Source organism: Alteromonas sp. ALT199, from assembly GCF_018619335.1.
Lineage (GTDB): Bacteria > Pseudomonadota > Gammaproteobacteria > Enterobacterales > Alteromonadaceae > Alteromonas.
Genome location: NZ_JAHHDX010000166.1, coordinates 1 through 18,063, shown reverse-complemented (window position 1 = coordinate 18,063; position 18,063 = coordinate 1). Strand labels below are relative to the sequence as shown.

Sequence of the window (18,063 nt, the reverse complement as noted above, 5' to 3'; positions counted from 1 at the left end):
GGTAATACATTGTATTACTATTGGTAAAATAAATTGGTTGTTTTTGGTCTATTTATTGGTTAGATTCTAAAACGGTCGTAACAAATAAATAACAGCATAATTGCGTTTTTGCAAAAGAACATCTGCAATTTATGCGATTTTAGCAATATTAGGCCTAATGTTGCTTGTGTAATGGGGGATTTATGAAAGTGGCAAGTGCCTTTAGATCAGCGATAGGATTCATCACATTTTTGGCGTTAAACTCGACGGTTCAAGCTGACAATTTCATTGTTGACTCAAAGCAAAGCTACCTTGATGCGCTAGCTAGCGCTGTTCCTGGCGACGATATCATTTTAAAGAATGGGACTTACCAAGACTTCGAGATCAAATTCCAAGCTCAGGGGAGCGAGGAAGCCCCTATTACATTAAGAGCCGAAAGCAAGGGTGGGGTTATTCTTTCTGGCCAATCAAACCTTTCTATTGCGGGAAGTCATCTCGTCGTATCTGGCCTCGTGTTTAAAGATGGTTATTCGCCGTCGGGCTCTGTTATTAGTTATCGAACAAGTAAAGACGAACTTGCCAACTACACTCGAGTCACTGAAGTGGTTATTGAAGATTATTCAAAACCTGACAAATTTGAAAATGACTATTGGGTGGCGCTGTATGGAAAACACAATAGGCTTGATCATTCATATCTGGCGGGTAAACGAAACCGTGGAGTAACTGTCGCAGTAAGATTGAACACTGCAGATAGCATCGAGAACTATCACCAAATAGATAATAACTATTTCGGATACCGACCTGAGTTGGGCTCAAATGGCGGTGAAACCCTAAGAATTGGTACCAGCCATTATTCACTTGAGAATTCGTTTACTCGCGTCGAAAATAATGTGTTTGACCGCTGTAATGGCGAAGTCGAAATTATCAGTGTGAAATCAGGTGGCAACGTCCTTGATGGTAATACTTTTATTGAATCCCGCGGTACGTTAACGCTTAGACATGGTAATGGGAACACGATCACTAATAACGTTTTCCTGGGAAATGGTGTTCAAAATACCGGTGGCGTTCGCATTATTAATGCCAATCAAGAAGTGGCGAATAATGTTTTCAAAGAGCTTACTGGATATCGTTTTGGCAGCGGATTCACGGTAATGAATGGTGTGCCTAACTCACCTCAGAATCGCTATCACCAAGTAAGAAATGCCAATATACATCACAACACTTTTATTGACGTATCTCACATTCAACTAGCTGCGGGTGCAGACGAAGAACGTTCAGCTCCGCCTGTAGATAGTATTTTCTCTAATAACCTTGTAGTAGCTAATGATGTGCCTACTTCATTTAGCTTTTTCGATGACATTAGCGGTATTAAATTTACCAACAACGCGGCTAACTACAGCGTTGAAAGCCAAATTGAAAAGGGCTTCACTAAGCGTAGCGACCTAATAAATACCTCATCAAACAGTATTTCGATAAATGGAATGCAAGTGGGTGCTGACAGCAGCGTCAAGGCTCTAAATAAAGAAGATGTAGGTCCAAATTGGTATAAAAAGAAAGTGTATGTCACGCCGTTTAGCTCAGGGAATGAAGTTTCTGTAGAGCCCGGTGTAAACACGCTTTTTGAAGCAGTCGCAAAAGCACAAGATGGAGATGTTCTTGTACTGAATGACGGTGTTTACAGCGAAGAAAAGATCATTGAAATAAACAAAACACTTTCTTTTAAAGGAAGTGCGGTTGGAAAAGTTACTATTCAGCCTCAGCGCTCAGCACTTTTTGAAATAAGCGATAATGGCTCACTGCAAATCGAAGAGGTAACGCTTGCAGGAACCGATGCGCCTGATGCAGCTGGTAATACATTTATACGTACTAAAAAATGGGGCATGTTAACTAATTATCGGTTCGTTATGACAAACGTAAAAGTGACTGACTTAGATATAAATCACAGTTATCACTTTTTTTCAGCGGGCGCCCGTAGTTTCGCAGCCTTATTATCCATTACTAACAGTCAATTCGACACTATATCTGGTCATGTACTTGCGCTAAATAAAGAGAAAGATGATTTAGGCATCTATAACGTTGAAGTGTTGAACTTAGAAAATAATACCTTTAACGATGTAAGTGGGGCTCTAGCTTTAGTCTATCGCGGAGGAACCGATGAAAGCACTTTCGGCCCCAAAGTAACGATAGAGAAGAATGTGTTAACTAATGTGGGCTTAGGAAAAAGAAATAAGCGCAAAGCGAGTATTTTCCTACACGGTGTACAAAAAACACAAATCCGAAACAACGTGTTCAACGCAAGTACTCCGGTGAAAATTGAACATACGGTTGGTGAGCCGCAAACATCATATAGTGGCAATAAATTTAATGATACTAGTGACATAAACATTATTGATTACTTAAAAGTAAAAGATGAATGCCGCTGTCCTGAGTGAGAAATTCTCAGCGTGGCGTGTAAAGCTCGCAAAAATACGAGTAATTACTGAAAAATTTAAAGCTATGAATTCGTAAGGTGGTTGATATGAGAGTTGGTTTTATTGGCGAGTGCATGGCCGAGCTTAAAAAAGTAAATGGAGCATTAGAGGAAGGGTTTGCAGGCGATACTTTCAATTCTGCCGTTTATCTTAAGCGCACATTTCCTCAATTAGATAGCTATTTTATAAGCGCAGTAGGTACCGATCCACTTTCAAAGGAAATGCTTGGCTTTGCCCAAAGCGAGTCAATCAATACGCGCTTTATGTTCTCGCATCAAGATAAACACCTCGGGCTTTATAAAATTTATACCGACGCGCAAGGTGAGCGTTCTTTTACTTACTGGCGAAATGATTCGGCTGCGAAGTGCTTGATGTCTCAGCTTACACAGAGCGATGAAGCCTCGCTTACTGCGTTAGATTTAGTGTTATTCTCGGGTATCTCACTTGCTATTCTAAACACTGAAGACTTACCGAAATTTTGGCGTTTACTTGCAAAGCTTAAAGAAGCCGGTACTCAAATCGTCTTTGACATAAACCACCGACCCGCGCTGTGGAAGGGCAGAGACGACGCTACTGAGTTGTATGAAAAAGCGTTTGAAATTGCAGATATTGCTCTACCTGGATTAGAAGATTTCAATTTTTTATATGGTTTTGAAACGATAGAAGAGATTATCAATTTCTTAGCCCCTTTCTCATTTAAGCAGTTAGTTATTAAAAATGGTAGCAGCGCTGTGACGCTGGTTAACGAAGAGGGTGAAGTCTCAGAAGTAGGGTTAACACCTGTCACCCACGTTGTTGATACTACATCTGCCGGCGATGCTTTTAACGGTGTCTTTCTAGGCGCGTACTTAACGGGGGAAAGCCCTGAAAGTAGCGTAAACAAAGCAGCCAAATGTGCAGGTTTTGTTATCCAACATCCTGGCGCAATTGTAGATAAAAAGGCCTACGCTGACCTTGCGTCATCTATCGCTTAGAAAAGTAAAAAGCGAAGCATTTAAATACTACATAACACATACATCGAACTTATAAGGGCAACACGCCCATCTTATTATTAAGAGATAAATCATGAAGAAAATTTCAGACATTATGGGCACTCAAACCCTGCTTCCAATCATCCAAGCCGATAATGTAGAAGACGGTGTGGCCATTGCTAAGGCAATGTCGGCAGCGGGTCTTAGCACAGTTGAAGTGGTGCTGCGTTCGGAAAATTCAGCAAAGTGTATTACCGCTATTAAAGAAGCACTACCCGACATGATTGTGAGTGCAGGGACTGTTATTGATAGGGCATCTTTAGATGCTGCAGTAAACGCTGGTGCAGACTTTATCGTGACACCTGCTGTAACAGAGCGCCTACTTTCTATGCTAGTCGACTCAGGCTTACCCGTACTTCCTGGCGTATCTAATGTGTCGGATATAGTGCTAGCGCGGGAGCATGGGTTTAGGGAAATGAAGCTGTTCCCCGCATCTTTGTCAGGTGGTGCTTCTTTCTTAAAAGCAGTAGGAGGTCTGTTCAAAGATACCAGATTTTGTCCGACGGGCGGTGTTTCGCCAGAAAACTTTAACGATTATCTGTCAATGAATAATGTATTTGCAGCAGGTGGAACTTGGGTGGCAAAGCCGCAGTGGGTTGCAGACAAGCAATGGCATTTAATCACAGAAGCATGCTCGCAGGTGTAAAGAACGTCGTATGTTTCTTCTAGCTGTACCTTAAAAGCTGGCACTTAAGCCAGCTTTTTTAGTTTATAGATTTTTTTAATTTGTGTTGTAGCTCTATCCAGCTATTATTACTAGGGCTTTTAGCGCTGGCCAAAAAGCGTTGCACCTTGCCTTTACCATTTAGAATATAAGATTGACTATGCATAAATTGATAGTGCTGCTTATTGTTGTTGCAGCAACGGTACTCTCATCTGTTGCCGAAGCGCGGGCAGAAGCACTTGAGTTTTCTGGGTTTGCAAGGGCAGTTGCTGGTAAAATCGATACCGAAAAAGCTACGTATGAGGGATATGACGATAGCATTAGCTTTTCCGAGAAGTCCCTCATTGCATTTCAAGCTGATTATACGTTTTCATCCTCTTTTTCTGCTTCGGCTCAATTGCTCCTTCACACCGATGAGGATAGAGAATCGGGTATCGAATGGCTGTATTTAACCTACGCTCCCAGTGAGAGTTTTCAAATCAATGCTGGTCGGTTACGGACACCTTTCTTAAAATATTCTGATGTTATTGATGTTGGATTTGCATATCCGTGGATAAATGCACCGCAGCAACTCTATAGCAGCTATTTGTTCTCTCAATATGAAGGCGGAAACGCAAGATTGCGAAGGTCATTTGGCGACGTAGTAGTAGATTTTGAGGCTTACTACGGAAAGTATGAAGATGCGCTAGCTTCAAGCGGTGTCAATGTAGACGTTGCAGTAGACAATATGTTTGGTGGTGTTATTGAAGTGAACTACGGTGGGTTGCAATTAAGAACAGCCACTATCAATGCACCCAAAGTCCAAACTACCATTGATGAAATTGCCCCGTTTTTACAGGGGCTTAGAGCTGCTGGGTTTGACTCCATCGCTGAACAGTTCGATATTAATGATCGCGCAGGCTCTTTTTTATTGGGCGCCAGCTATGACACGCTTAGTTGGTATGTGAGCGGTGAGTGGATGAAGGTCTCGTCTGATATCGATGTACTTGCGAATTTAGAAAGTTTCTATGTTTCATATGGCTATTATCTTGATGAGGTTCTTTTACACTTAACTTATGCTTCATCCAGACAATCACTCAATACCATTGACAATGTAATACCTGTAGGTGTGTCGCCTGAACTCGATCAGCTTTATTTCGCAGTTGAACAGCTAAATAGCTTTTTTCCGACAGATGATCTTGATACTTGGACCCTTGGCGCTAGGTGGGATGTAAAAACCAATATTGCACTTAAGGCGGAGCTATCTTTACTTGATGGGAAAGAAGGCAGAACATCGTTTTATGAAGTAAAAGACAACAACTTCGATAGAAACGCTACCTTATATCAAGTGGCGGTAGAGTGGATATTTTAATGCGAAAATATACGCTCTTTTTTCTAATTCTCCTAAGCTCTCGAATTGCCACAGCACAGGAAGGAGTTTGGGTTGTTGCAAATGTTACTGACCAAGGTTTCTCGCTTACTAAGGGTGAAGTTCGCAACCTCTTCATGAGCAGCGGAACAAGCAAGAAATATGTTTTTGACCCTGTCGCTCTAAGCCCAGGAAATAGAGCACGTGCTATTTTCAATGCAAAGATAATCGCTTTGCCCGAATCACGCATACAGTCCTATTGGGCTCAAATGCGCTTTAGTGGACGTATGACCCCTCCTAAGGAATTTGATAACTTAGATGCGTTGCTTAACTACATAAGTAGCACTGACGGTGCCATTGGTTACGTTCCTGCTGACACTGAATTGCCTAATAACGTTGCAATCGTCTATCGAAGCTTTTAAACGAATGTAAGTGTTAAGAGTGATTTGCTTGCACTGAAAAGTTTTCAACTAGTGCCAGTAGTGGAAGCGGTTTACTATAAAGAAACCCTTGAAGCATGTTGCATCCATGGTTAGTTAGAAAACGGGCTTGTTCTTGTGTTTCGACACCCTCTGCACAGACAGAAAATTCTAAGCTTTTCGCCATTTCAATTATGGTTTTAGTGATCATTTCTGATTGACTGGATTCGCCTATTTTATTTACAAAGCTTCTGTCTATTTTTAGGGTATCGATATCAAATTGGGTTAAGTAACTAAGAGATGAGTAACCTGTTCCGAAGTCATCTAATGCAAGTTTGCAGCCTAGCTTTTTAAGCGATGCAAAAAATGGGTTCGCAATGTTGAAGTTGTTCATGTAAGCAGACTCCGTGACCTCAATTTCTAGGTTTTGAGCGGGAAGTCTACCGGTATGTAACTCATTGAGCATAAATTGCGTAACATTGTGATTATTTAAGTCATGGGGACTTAAGTTAACTGATATGGTCACATGACTACCAAAGGCTTTGATAAGCATGGGGGACTCGTGGCTAAGTTGCTTCAATACCCAAAGACTTATATGTGAAATCTTATCCGTCTGTTCTGCAATGGGAATGAACTCAGCCGGCGATACTTGACCTAGCTCCTCGTCATGCCATCGAAGCAGAGTCTCAAACCCAATGATACTTTCGTCTGCGTCTACTTTAGCTTGGTAGGTTAGATAAAAGGCATCATTCTCAAGAGCGTTCGTAATGCGGGTAGATATGAGGACTTTACGTTGAGTATACGCTAACATTTCATTGGTAAACCAAACGAACCTTGCTTTACCATCTTCTTTAGCCCTGTACATTGCAACATCGGCGTTGGTAATAAGGTTGGTCGCTGCGTAATTACAATCGCTCGCAAGTGCAAGTCCCAGGCTGACGCTGGAGTCTAGTCTTAGTCCGTTGACAATGTGAGATTTAGATACGGAATTTACGATACTTTTAGCTATTTCTTCGAGGTTAGCAATTGATACAAGAGCGGGGACAATAACGACAAACTCGTCTCCGCCTAAACGTCCAAGAATGCAATCATCGCTAAGTGTTTTTTCCATTAACAAACTGATATGAAGAAGAAATTTATCTCCTGTGTCATGGCCAAACGAGTCGTTCACCGACTTAAAGCCATCTAAATCAATAAACAATAAGCCTAATTCACGGTCGTTTTTTTGCGCTTTAGATAGCTCACTTGATAAAAGCTTTATTAAAAATTGGCGATTAGGCAAGCCTGTCAAGGCGTCGAAATTAGCGAGTTGCTCCATCTGAGACTGTTGTTTCTGCAACATTTCGTTTTTTTGTCGATTCGCTTCAGACTGCGCTTTAATACTTGCCATCATATTGTTAAAGGCGCGAGACAAAGCGAGCATTTCTTCCTTATCCGCTTCTTCAACTTTGGCGTCGTAGGTTTTGTCATCTACCACACTATTCATAGTGTCAATAAGCGTGCTAAGGGGACGCATTGTTCTGCGCTGTGCACGTGCCGATATGAATAGCGAAATTATGATAAGAATGCCAACAGAAGGCGTAACCAAAGTAATATATCTTTGCCGACTTGCCTCTAATGCATCTTGCAGGTTAAATAACAACACAAGCTTTCCCAATGGAAAAACTTCTTCGCCCACTGTTTTCACCATTATCACTTTGTTTGAAGTTCGATGTAGGCCACCGGGAAGAGCAGCTATACTGCGGTCGAAGTCAGCATAATTAGGATGTTGGGAATTTTCACCTTGTAATTTACTGGGGCCGTCTTTTAAACCAGCGTGACCAACATAAAGATTCAAAAGCATGCCGTCATTACTGAAAATATAGGCGGCTTCAGCATATTCGTATTCATCTAGACGAAGTAAAATCTCGGTCTGGTTAAAACTTCCAGCGGGCTCTTCAATATAGTTAATAAGATCAACGGCCATGTTTACGCTTATGGCGTCGACCTCTTCAGAGACAAATTCAATATAAAGCTTCTCATAGACATAAATTGACAGACCTATAATTAAGGCGCTAACCACTGCGATAGATGCAAGCGTATTGAACGATATTTGTGACCTAAGACTTTTCAAAAAACGCTCTTTTTAGTTTGATTTGACTAACAATAACAACGCTAATATTTACTTTGACGCAAATAAGATGCTGTTATTTTATTCGCATTATTAGTATAGACGCTTTATGCCATTTCTCGATTATCAATTAGGTGAAAATTAAGACAAACCTGAGCATTGGCGTTTTTGCTGAAAACTTTGTTGAACAAAAAATGCGCTGGTGGCTTTGCTCGTTTAGTGGTAGACTCCACGCGCAATTTGTAAGAGTAAACACCTACGTTCTTTTCTTGATGTCAAACACCAATAAGCCAAGTTGGCAATGGCGTGTCTCTTTAGGTTTTCCCAGTAATCTATAACCCCCCACGGTTAGCAATAAAGCACTAACGCTTATACCTTTGCGGTATGCAATTTTTATAAATACCTATGACAGGAGTTTATTAATGTCATTTACCCAATTAGGGCTCGCTGAACCCTTGTTAAAAGCTATTGAAAAACGAGGATTTAGTACGCCATCACCCATCCAAGAAAAGGCAATACCAGAAGTATTGCAAGGAAAGGATGTGCTGGCAGCTGCGCAAACGGGAACAGGGAAAACCGCGGGATTTGGACTTCCTATTCTACAAAGATTGATGTCGGGACAACCTGCGTCTGGAAACAATATTCGCGCACTTATTTTAACACCCACTCGAGAATTAGCCGCTCAGGTAGAAGAAAGTATTCGAGAGTTCAGTGAATTTTTACCGCTAAAAACTGCCGTGGTATTCGGGGGCGTAGGTATTAATCCTCAAATGATGAAGCTTCGTAAAGGTGTGGATGTATTGATTGCAACGCCTGGACGATTACTCGATCTTTACCAGCAAAACGCAGTAAAGTTTTCTAAGCTTGAAGTGTTGGTATTGGACGAAGCTGACAGAATGCTTGATATGGGCTTTATTCACGACATTAAAAAAGTGTTGAAGCTATTACCTCAAGAACGTCAAAGTTTACTTTTTTCAGCTACCTTCTCTGATGAGATTACGACACTAGCGAAAACGATTACACGTGATCCAGTGAGTATTTCAACGGCACCGGCCAACACCACTGTCGAAGCAGTTCAACAGCATGTGGTGACTATTGATAAATCTAAAAAGACCACTGCGCTTATTTGCTTGATTAAACAGCAAAAGTGGCAGCAGGTACTAGTATTTAGCCGAACTAAACATGGCGCTAACCGCATTGCTGAAAAACTGACTCGCTCAAAAATTCCAAGTGCTGCAATTCACGGTAACAAGAGCCAAGGAGCAAGAACTAAAGCCCTTGCTGATTTTAAAAGTGGTGCGATTAAAGTGCTTGTGGCCACCGATATTGCGGCTCGCGGCATCGATATCAGTGAGTTGCCGATTGTCGTTAACCTAGACTTACCTAACACCTCAGCTGATTATGTTCATAGAATTGGTCGTACAGGGCGTGCCGGCGCAAGCGGACAAGCTTGGTCGTTTGTGTGTGCTGAAGAAACACAAAATCTAAAAGACATTGAAACACTGATTCAAAAGCTGCTTCCTCGAGAAACCCTAGAAGGTTTCGAGCCTCAGCAAGCTGTGCCTGTTACCACACTTTCAAAGCCGAAAAAGCCCAAAAAACCGAAGAAGCTAAAAGCACCACAAGGCGAAAGCGGAGAGGAAAAGCATAGTGGTGAAGGCAAAAAAGCAGGGCAGCGCCAGGGTAATCGTAGTGGCAGCAGTAATTCTCGCGGTGGTAAGCCCAACTCGCGTAACGGTAATAGCAACAGTAGAAAGCCTTCTGGGCAGGGACCTTCACGAAGCGAGGGCAATGGCGCTAGGCGACCTGCTAAACGTAGAAATAGTCCGTCCAACGGCACGTCTAGCAACAGGGCATCAAGCACTGCAAAAGCGTAAGTTGTTGAACTGCATTTAATAAAACTACATTTGATTTAAAAAGGGCCTTTTATTATAAAAGGCCCTTTTTTATTGCTCCTAAAAGCTAAACGCTTTAATTATGTTCCCACGAAAACGGATTGTAGTGACGCAGTGCTGGTGTTGTGTTTACTCCATTGCCGCTTTCAGTGTCTAGCGTGAGCTCGGCGCGTTTAATTAGCGTCTGTTGTAGTTCAGTGCGAAAGCCTTTGGTTTCTTTCCATAGCTTGTTAAGCTCCTCTGGAGTATCGCCTTGTAAATCTTGTGCAAGTAGCGGCCCTAGTTTGTCGTAAGCGCTTTGTAGTCTAAGTGCTTGTTCTTTGTTGTAGACGGCTTCTTCATCTGTTGCTTTCCAATTAATGAATGGGGTCTTTTGCGCAGTAGTCATAGCGGGAAAACGTGAGAAATACTGAATGTACTCTGATAAGGGAATACTATCAGCACGCCCCCAAATATCCATCGTTGTTCTATTTAGCAAAGCGCTGGTTTTAGGCTCAACTACCATCACGGTTGGCGTTGCGTAGTAAATAGGGTAGTCGAATCGCTCTGTTATGTTTCTTCTGTCTTCAAGTGTTCCTACATCGACAAATACAGTTTCATAATGAGCACGTAAGATTAGGTCCATTTCCTTTGTTGCAAAACGTTCTGCCAAGCCCGTACTGTCATGACACCACTGTGCACCTAATACAACTAAAAGTAGTTGGTTTTTTTCCACTGCTTGTTGCTGAGCGTGAATCACATCTTGATAAGGTGATGAAGATGGGGAGTAAGTATAGGGGCTTTCCTCCTGAGTGCTTACGCAGCCATTTAGCGTGGCAAAAGCGGCTATTAAAGTAACCATAGTTAAGCACTGCTTAATAACTAGGGCTTGACGTTTAAAGAAAGTGTTTTGCATAAAATTGTCAAAATAGTAGTTAAATCAACAACAATGTAGCATAAAAAGAGAGAAGGAAAGCGGTAATTGAACGTAGTAAATTACCGCTTTAGCAGGTAGTTTTAAGCTGAAACGGGAACCAACTTCATGTTGATATTCCCAATGCCTTCAAAAGTGACTGTGGATGTGGCACCTGCCACAGTGTCATGTACGCCAGTAATAGCGCCTGAACAAATCATACAGCCCTTTGGAAGGGTAATGTTGCGTGCTGCTGCTTGGTCAATAAGATAAGCTATAGCCGCCATAGGCCCGCGTAATACGTTATTTGATGGGGCAGTGTTGATGTGCTCTTTATCAATGAACACAGATGTCTGCATTTTCTCAATTACTGTATCCCAGGATTCTATGGGTGCGCCAATTACCATGCCTTGGTTTACACCAAAGTCGCTTATAATGGCGGTGGGTCCATAGCTATTTAAATCAATTACCGGGCTACTAGCTATTTCAACACCGGCATATACCGATTTGATTAAATGCTTTAATGGTCCCTTGGTATCAATTGAACCGGGCGAAATCTCTTCTCCCAGTTCAAACACCAGTTCAGCTTCAACAGCAACCATACCACCTGCGTAGACTTCTAGCTCGACGAGTTCATTGTCTGCATGAGGTCGACCAATGAAATGGGTAACCTTTTGAAAAATTGGTCCCATTAAGCGCTCGGCGCCCATTTGATCGCGAAGTTCGGGGATCACCATTCCAACTTTCCATCCGGTAATCTCGTCGTTCCATTGTGCAAGTGACATGTCCTGAACGCGGTAGGCCGCGTCCAGCGTTGTCGGAACATCGCCTGGAAAAGTTTCTAACACACTTGCCTGCTTGCGCGCATTAACTAGCGTATTTGATAGCGTTTTCAAGGCGTCTTCTGTAAGTGGCTTATCAGGAAACATTGTAACGATTAAATCCCTAGCGCCTGACCGCCACCAATCTGAACAGTTTCAGCGGTGATAAATGACGCGTCTTTACTAACTAAAAATGATACAACAGAAGCAACTTCTTCAGGCTGACCCAGGCGACCAAGCATGATGTTATCTTTCCAAGATGCAAATACTTCTGGCTTAGTAGCTTTGATCTGCGCATGGAATGGCGTATCAATGGTGCCTGGAGATACTGCATTTACGCGAATACCGGCTGGTGCTAGTTCTTTAGCAAGTGCGCGGGTCAACGTATGTACCGCACCTTTTGAAACACCATAAATACCTGCGCCAGGACCGCCAGCGTTCCAACCCGCATTAGATGTATAATTTACGATAGAGCCGCTGTCAGATTTCTTTAAGTAAGGAATGGCCGCACGAGAAACGAAGAAAGCACTATCAAGGTTTAGTGCCATAACAAAACGGTAAAACTCCGTTGTCATCTCTTCCATTGGGCTGCGTCCGCCAAGACCACCGGCGTTATTAATCAGCGCGTCAATCTTACCGTATTTATCGCCAATCGCTTTTACGTTTTTATCAACCGCTTCATCGCTTGTTACGTCAAAGCCATAATATTCTGCTTCAATACCTAAGTCGCTAAGCTCTTTTACACGCTCTGCGCCCTTATCGTCTTCAATGCCATTTAAAACAACAGTGAAACCGTCTTGGCCAAGTCTTTTCGCAACTTCAAATCCGATGCCGCCTGTTGCTCCAGTTACCAGTGCTACTTTCTTCGTCATAACAATAACTCTTTGTGTTGTATTACATTGTGTAAAGCCAATCTTAGGTCAATAAAATTAATTGGTCTACCTGTTTTGTGTGTTTTTTGTCATTGTTTTATGGGTTTCTGTTTAATGGCATAAGTTGTTCGCGCTATTTCTGTATCTATCGTCTTGAAATTAATGAAGTATTTCTGGTTTTCGGAAGAGGATGGTTATAGCGTTGGTAAGAATCAATAAGACGACAAAAATGTAGGCTTTATTATACTTATTGGTAAGTCCAATTTTGTATTTAAGTTCAGTTTTTTGGAAATGTTATTGGATATTATTAGTAGGAATAGAAAGGCGTATCACAGTCCCCATTGGGAAATTGTGGCTTATACTAAGCGTTCCATCTATCAACTTAGCGCGCTCTTTCATGGAAAGCAGGCCGAGAGTGGGCTTAGTGTTTACTGAACCCTCAATGGTTTCGGGTATACCCGCACCATCGTCAGCTACAGTGAAGGTAGCATTTTGGGGCTTATAGGAAATATCGATTGAAAGCGTCTTCGCATCAGCGTACTTGATGCTATTTGTTACCGCCTCCTGAACTATTCGATAGATATGTATTTTCTGCTCGGGCTTAAAATTAATAGGCGTGCCGCTTAAATTGAAATAAAAATCTATATTTGCGTGCTTAAGCGTAGTAATGATGTCGGAGCGTTGGATTACGTTCTCGATGGGAAGCGTGTCGATGCCAGAGGGGCGTAAACCACCTAGGCTCTTTTTCATTGCCTGATACAAAGCATCTATTTTGTTAGTTAATACGTCATTGTCTTTGGTTGTTTCATTCATTGACAATTGAAGTTTTAAATCGACGATGCGGTGGCCGAAATCGTCGTGCAGATCGCGAGATAAGCGCTTTCTTTCATCTTCTTGTACTGCCACTAGCTTTGCTGCAAGGGCTTGTGCGTTTTGCACTGCAACTTCAAGATCTTGGTTTTTTCGGGCAAGTTTTTCATTCAACTTACTCGACTGGTTGATAGAAGACCCTAGGATGAGACAACTTACGCATAGTGCTAAAATATAAAATTGATGTTCAATGGGGGGGAGTGAGCTCTGACTCGCCACCACAAACGCTGTAATACCTATAAACAGACAAGATAGCGCGCTACCAAACACAGCATAGCGATACGATAAGAAGAGGGCAGGGAATACTGCAAGGTATTTAATTTGATAGCTGATATTAATATTTTGAGAGTAAAGGTAGCTACTGAAAACTAAAGTAAGTAACCAACCCCCTGCAGTTATAAACAGTGTTGATTCATTTTTACTAATATACTGGCGTGTATATAGCACAAACAGAAGGGGGCAAAGAACAATAATTCCTACAAAGTCACCAAGAGAAAAATCGAACAATATAGAAAGAAACACCGCTACGTCTGTTTGTAATTCAACAGCCCTTCTGCCAAGAAACACTGCCCCCAGCGCAACGCTTATCAGCACGCCGAATGCCAAGGTGGCAAGGGTACTGCGAACATTATCAATATAAGGTGGCTTAAAATTGCGTCTAAAAGCGTAAACACATGTGCAAACTACAACAGGTGAAATGAACAAGTGCACTACATACCAGCCGACACTTCCGCTTAAAAAGGCGGTGTTATCAAGAATGCCCCCTGGGTGGAATAAAATGAAGTGAGTTAACTTTTCTGAAAAAAGTAACAGTGGCCAACTTGCTAGCGGTAATAACAAGAAGGCGGCCAAGCGAACGCCGGCGGGTAAGTACCAGCTAACAGTTCCCAACACAATTTCAAATTGTGTGCTAAAAAGCCATACACCATGAAATATTGCGGTATAGATTAAACCCATTAATAAATAGGTAGTGTTGATATACCGCGTTATATTCATTAATCAGCTTTGAATAAGGCGTCGTCATAGATGACGTCGGATACATCTAAGTATCCGGTTTCTAATGCTATGCGAAGCAGGCCAAATTGAGACGTAACATTCAGCTTTTTGTAGATGTTAGTTCTGTGAACCATAACCGTCTTTGGCGCTGTATCTATGTGATAAGCAATTTGTTTGGGTTGGAAACCTTTAGCTAGTAGTAAAAAAATTTCCTTTTCTCTTTCTGTAAGAATGGAAGTTAGACGCTTATCGCCAAACGCTAATTTTTTACTGATATCTGAGCTTAGGTAGTTCTCGTCTTTTTCTAGCGACTCAAGGGCGTCCATTAACTCTTTTGTTGCAGCACTTTTTGTAACGTAGCCATCGGCTCCAAGCTCAAGCGCTTTACTAATATAACCCACATGCTCGTACATGCTTAGCATCAAGCATTTTACAAAAGGGGCTTCTTTCTTAATTTTGATAAGAGTGTCAAAACCATTTTCTTGAACTAAGGAAATATCAAGAACCGCTACATCAATATCATCTAAAGATGCGAAGGCGGGAAGAGCGCTTAATGAGCTCACAGCGTAAGCAACGTGCCAGCCATACTCTTGCTCAATGAGAGTTTTAATGCCGTCCCTTACAATCTCATGGTCGTCAATGAGGAGTATATGCATGAAAAAATCTAATTATTATCTTAATGCATAAAGTTTACGGTGTATTTGGCTTATAGGGAATAAGCCGATGGCTTAGAGTGGGAGTGTATTTTATTTTTGTATAAAAAAATTGCATAAAAAAAGCCGGCCCATCCTTGGCCGGCAATTGCTTAACATTTTGTGTTCAACGGTCTATTCGCCAAACATAACATTACCTCGAATTAGTAATGTTCAAACCATTTTACAGGTTTACGGTTACTGGCGCTGAACATGCAGAAGTTTCGTCACACACCATATAGGTATATTCACCAGGTTGAACACCACGACTTCTATCGCGATAACGCCCAGTATTGCTTACTTCTTCAAGTAGTTCACCATTGCGATAAATCATCACAGTATCAGCCATTGAGCCGCTGTAAGATAAATCTACACGCAATGAACCAAAGCGAGATAACATAGCGCGGTCAACTTCGGCAACAATATTGCTATCTGAAACCGACACACTCTGTGTTGAAACGCCAGTTTGACCTTCTGAGTCAGTAACTGTAAGAGTTACATCATAGGCGCCCGTACTTGCATAAACGTGAGTTGGGTTTTCTTCCGTGGAAGTCACACCATCGCCAAAGTCCCAGCTGTAGCTGACAATGTCGTCATTGACATCGTTACTGTTGTTAGTAAAGCTCACTGATAGACCTGAAGCGTCGTAGGTAAACGCTGAGTTAGGCGGTGTTGGTCCTACTTCACCAATGCCGGTAACTACTAGGCTCCATGTATTTACAGTACCGTTGTCTCCGTTAAAGGTATCAAGCACGTTCAAGGTCCAATCGCCAGTAGCCACTTCGCCATTAAAGGCATCAGTGTTATAGCTTTCAACGATATCATCTGTGCCGCCACCTTGGTTTTGACGCAGAACGGTAGTTGTACCCTGAGGAGAAGTGAGTGATAGCACCAAGTCTCCACTATACGTATGCGTGATGTCTACCGACGCCTGCATACCAAACACCGTTAAGTCATCTGGCACATTGATTACGAGGTCAACGCCCACATCATCTGGATCTTCTTCGTTCGGTAACGTAGGTACAGCATCGCCAGAATATGCGTAAGGGAATTCATTTAGTCCTTGCGGGTAAACGTAAAGGTTGGCAGATTTAGACTTTTCGATTTCGCCACTTACACCGTTCACCGTAAAGCTATAAGCACCCCAAGGTGTATCCTCAGAGGTCTCCACAGTTAACGTAACCGTATCGCCAGGCATCGCCGTGTTGGCACTCAAATAAGCAATGTCACTTTCTTCGGCAAGAGAAAGCTGCACTTCTTCTTCGTAGCCAGCAATAGATCCAACTTCAATGGTGAAAGTATAAGCTTCACCCGCTTCAATTTCAGCTGAGCCTGGAGTGATGCCCAGTTTAAATCCAGGTGTTGGGTCGGCTTCTTCAAGTGCATTAAGTACGTTAAGGCGGTTGCCAGACACGGTGCGACCGTCAGCCCAAAGGCTAGTTTCACCGGTAGTCATTAGCAGCTCTTTCATTTCTGATGGAGTGAGCTCTGGGTTTAGGGACCATACTAGGGCCGCTGCACCTGCAACATGTGGTGTTGCCATCGATGTACCAGAATATGCTGCGTAGCCGTCACCTGGTACGGTAGATAAAATAGCCGTACCTGGCGCTGCAATATCCACTGTTTCCAAACCGTATGAATAGCCGCTGTCACCGTCAGTACGTGTATGGCTTGCTACCGCAAGTAGACTATTTGTCGTAGTGACATAGTTAGATGGGTAGTTGTCAACATTATCGTTGTCTGAACCAGAGTTACCCGCTGCAGCAACAAACAAAATCCCAGCTTGGCCTGCTACCTCGATTGCGGTTTCTAACGCTTCACTATAACCGCCGCCCCCCCAGCTGTTGTTAGTGGCTTTAACATTTACGCCACGGTTTTCTTTTAGGTCGGTGAAGTAATCGATACATTCGATAGCCCCAGCTGTTGAGCCCGTTCCATCTGCACCTAGGAATTTACATGCAGCAATAGACACATCGTGGTTTACACCCACTACACCTATACCGTTTCCACCCACAGCGCCAATAGTCCCAGCTACGTGGGTACCATGAGAATCATCGTCCATAGGGTCGGTATCACCGTTTGCTGTATCAATACCGTAAACGTCATCAATGTAGCCGTTGCCATCATCATCAATACCGTTACCGGCGATTTCACCTGGATTTACCCATGCATTATCTGCAAGGTCTTCATGATCATAGTCAACCCCGGTATCGATAACACCTATCACTACATCGCTATCACCCGTTGTAATATCCCATGCCTCTGGAGCATCGATATCTACATCAGCAGTGCCGCCCGCTTGCCCAGTATTGTTCAAGCCCCACAGGTCACCGTAAGACGGGTCGTTAGGAATTAATGCTTTGCGATATAAAAAGTTTGGTTCAGCAATTTTAACTGCTGGGTTTTTCTTTAAGGTTTCAATGGCGTCTTTAACCGACTTTCCACGAAGTTGAAGTTTGGCAATGCGGCCATTTAAAAGGTTTGCGAAGCGGTCATCAACTTCATCGCGGTTAGCGTCACTAATGCGAGCTCCCACTGATGAACGAGCGCGCATTTTTTCCGCTTTACTCACATTTTCTTTGTACACAACAATAACGCTGTCATCGAAAATTTCGGCTTTCGCGGCGTGTGCATGGCTAGAAGTCATTAGCGGAAGTAGCGCTAATGACAGTGCTGAAAGGCCTGTTTTAAAAGGCGTTGTTTTCATAGTTAGATTCCATAATTAGCAATATTGCTTTAATCACGGAATCTTCTCACTCGGTCTGATATAACTAACGGTTAAAACTTATAACGCAAATTTGAAAACCTGCCACCCTTAACGTCAAAATTGGCGCAAAAATACTACTAAACCACTAGAGAAAAAATACAAATCGAAGATGAAGTGGTACTTAATTATTAGATAACGCACGTAAAATTAAACGTTACGTTATAAAAATCTGATTAAGTGGTCTTACCAATAAATTTGCTTTGTATTATTTTTTAATAAAACTAGCACTATTGTAT

At 42.4% G+C, this 18,063-nt stretch carries 13 protein-coding genes; 6 read left to right on the top strand and 7 right to left on the bottom strand.

The genetic code is table 11. From position 1 onward, the window contains the following. The first annotated feature begins 182 nt into the window (after nt 1-182). From KL866_RS19250 to KL866_RS19230, 5 genes are all read left to right on the top strand, one after another. Entirely contained in the window at nt 183-2,411 is a 2,229-nt protein-coding gene (locus tag KL866_RS19250; RefSeq protein WP_214996549.1) for a polysaccharide lyase 6 family protein, read from the top strand. 86 nt (nt 2,412-2,497) lie between these two features. Then, on the top strand, nt 2,498-3,424 hold the full coding sequence (locus KL866_RS19245; RefSeq protein ID WP_025254107.1) for a sugar kinase: 927 nt from the start codon (nt 2,498-2,500) through the stop codon (nt 3,422-3,424). A gap of 91 nt (nt 3,425-3,515) precedes the next feature. Continuing rightward, nucleotides 3,516-4,127 carry a bifunctional 4-hydroxy-2-oxoglutarate aldolase/2-dehydro-3-deoxy-phosphogluconate aldolase gene (eda, locus tag KL866_RS19240; RefSeq protein ID WP_025254108.1) on the top strand — a complete coding sequence of 204 codons (612 nt, stop codon included), beginning with the start codon at nt 3,516-3,518 and terminating at the stop codon, nt 4,125-4,127. A 178-nt stretch (nt 4,128-4,305) separates the two neighbouring features. Then, complete coding sequence (locus KL866_RS19235) at nt 4,306-5,496, top strand: hypothetical protein (RefSeq protein WP_214996547.1); 1,191 nt, start codon at nt 4,306-4,308, stop codon at nt 5,494-5,496. Continuing rightward, the gene (locus KL866_RS19230) at nt 5,496-5,915 is read left to right on the top strand and encodes a hypothetical protein (RefSeq protein ID WP_251140187.1); all 420 of its coding nucleotides are present in this window, start codon (nt 5,496-5,498) and stop codon (nt 5,913-5,915) included. Before KL866_RS19235 ends, KL866_RS19230 begins: the two co-directional genes overlap by 1 nt. A 13-nt stretch (nt 5,916-5,928) precedes the next feature. On the opposite strand, the gene KL866_RS19225 is transcribed toward KL866_RS19230, so the two are convergent. Further along, nucleotides 5,929-8,025 carry an EAL domain-containing protein gene (locus KL866_RS19225; RefSeq protein ID WP_214996543.1) on the bottom strand — a complete coding sequence of 699 codons (2,097 nt, stop codon included), beginning with the start codon at nt 8,023-8,025 and terminating at the stop codon, nt 5,929-5,931. A gap of 419 nt (nt 8,026-8,444) precedes the next feature. Between KL866_RS19225 and KL866_RS19220 the strand changes: the two genes are divergently transcribed. Then, nucleotides 8,445-9,899: a DEAD/DEAH box helicase gene (locus KL866_RS19220; protein WP_025254112.1), complete on the top strand. Its 1,455-nt coding sequence runs from the start codon at nt 8,445-8,447 to the stop codon at nt 9,897-9,899. A 94-nt stretch (nt 9,900-9,993) separates the two neighbouring features. On the opposite strand, the gene KL866_RS19215 is transcribed toward KL866_RS19220, so the two are convergent. The 6 genes from KL866_RS19215 to KL866_RS19190 form a co-directional block, all read right to left on the bottom strand. Further along, nucleotides 9,994-10,758: a thioredoxin family protein gene (locus KL866_RS19215; protein WP_251140186.1), complete on the bottom strand. Its 765-nt coding sequence runs from the start codon at nt 10,756-10,758 to the stop codon at nt 9,994-9,996. 155 nt (nt 10,759-10,913) lie between these two features. Next, entirely contained in the window at nt 10,914-11,738 is an 825-nt protein-coding gene (locus KL866_RS19210) for a 2-keto-4-pentenoate hydratase (RefSeq protein WP_251140185.1), read from the bottom strand. 8 nt (nt 11,739-11,746) lie between these two features. Beyond that, the gene (locus KL866_RS19205; protein WP_025254115.1) at nt 11,747-12,502 is read right to left on the bottom strand and encodes an SDR family NAD(P)-dependent oxidoreductase; all 756 of its coding nucleotides are present in this window, start codon (nt 12,500-12,502) and stop codon (nt 11,747-11,749) included. 294 nt (nt 12,503-12,796) lie between these two features. Beyond that, nucleotides 12,797-14,368 carry an MASE1 domain-containing protein gene (locus KL866_RS19200; protein ID WP_214996538.1) on the bottom strand — a complete coding sequence of 524 codons (1,572 nt, stop codon included), beginning with the start codon at nt 14,366-14,368 and terminating at the stop codon, nt 12,797-12,799. Further along, nucleotides 14,368-15,024, bottom strand: coding sequence for a response regulator transcription factor (locus KL866_RS19195; RefSeq protein WP_025254117.1), 657 nt, complete (start codon nt 15,022-15,024; stop codon nt 14,368-14,370). Before KL866_RS19195 ends, KL866_RS19200 begins: the two co-directional genes overlap by 1 nt. Before the next feature lie 220 nt (nt 15,025-15,244). Further along, on the bottom strand, nt 15,245-17,767 hold the full coding sequence (locus tag KL866_RS19190; protein ID WP_025254118.1) for a S8 family serine peptidase: 2,523 nt from the start codon (nt 17,765-17,767) through the stop codon (nt 15,245-15,247). Nucleotides 17,768-18,063 lie beyond the last annotated feature (296 nt).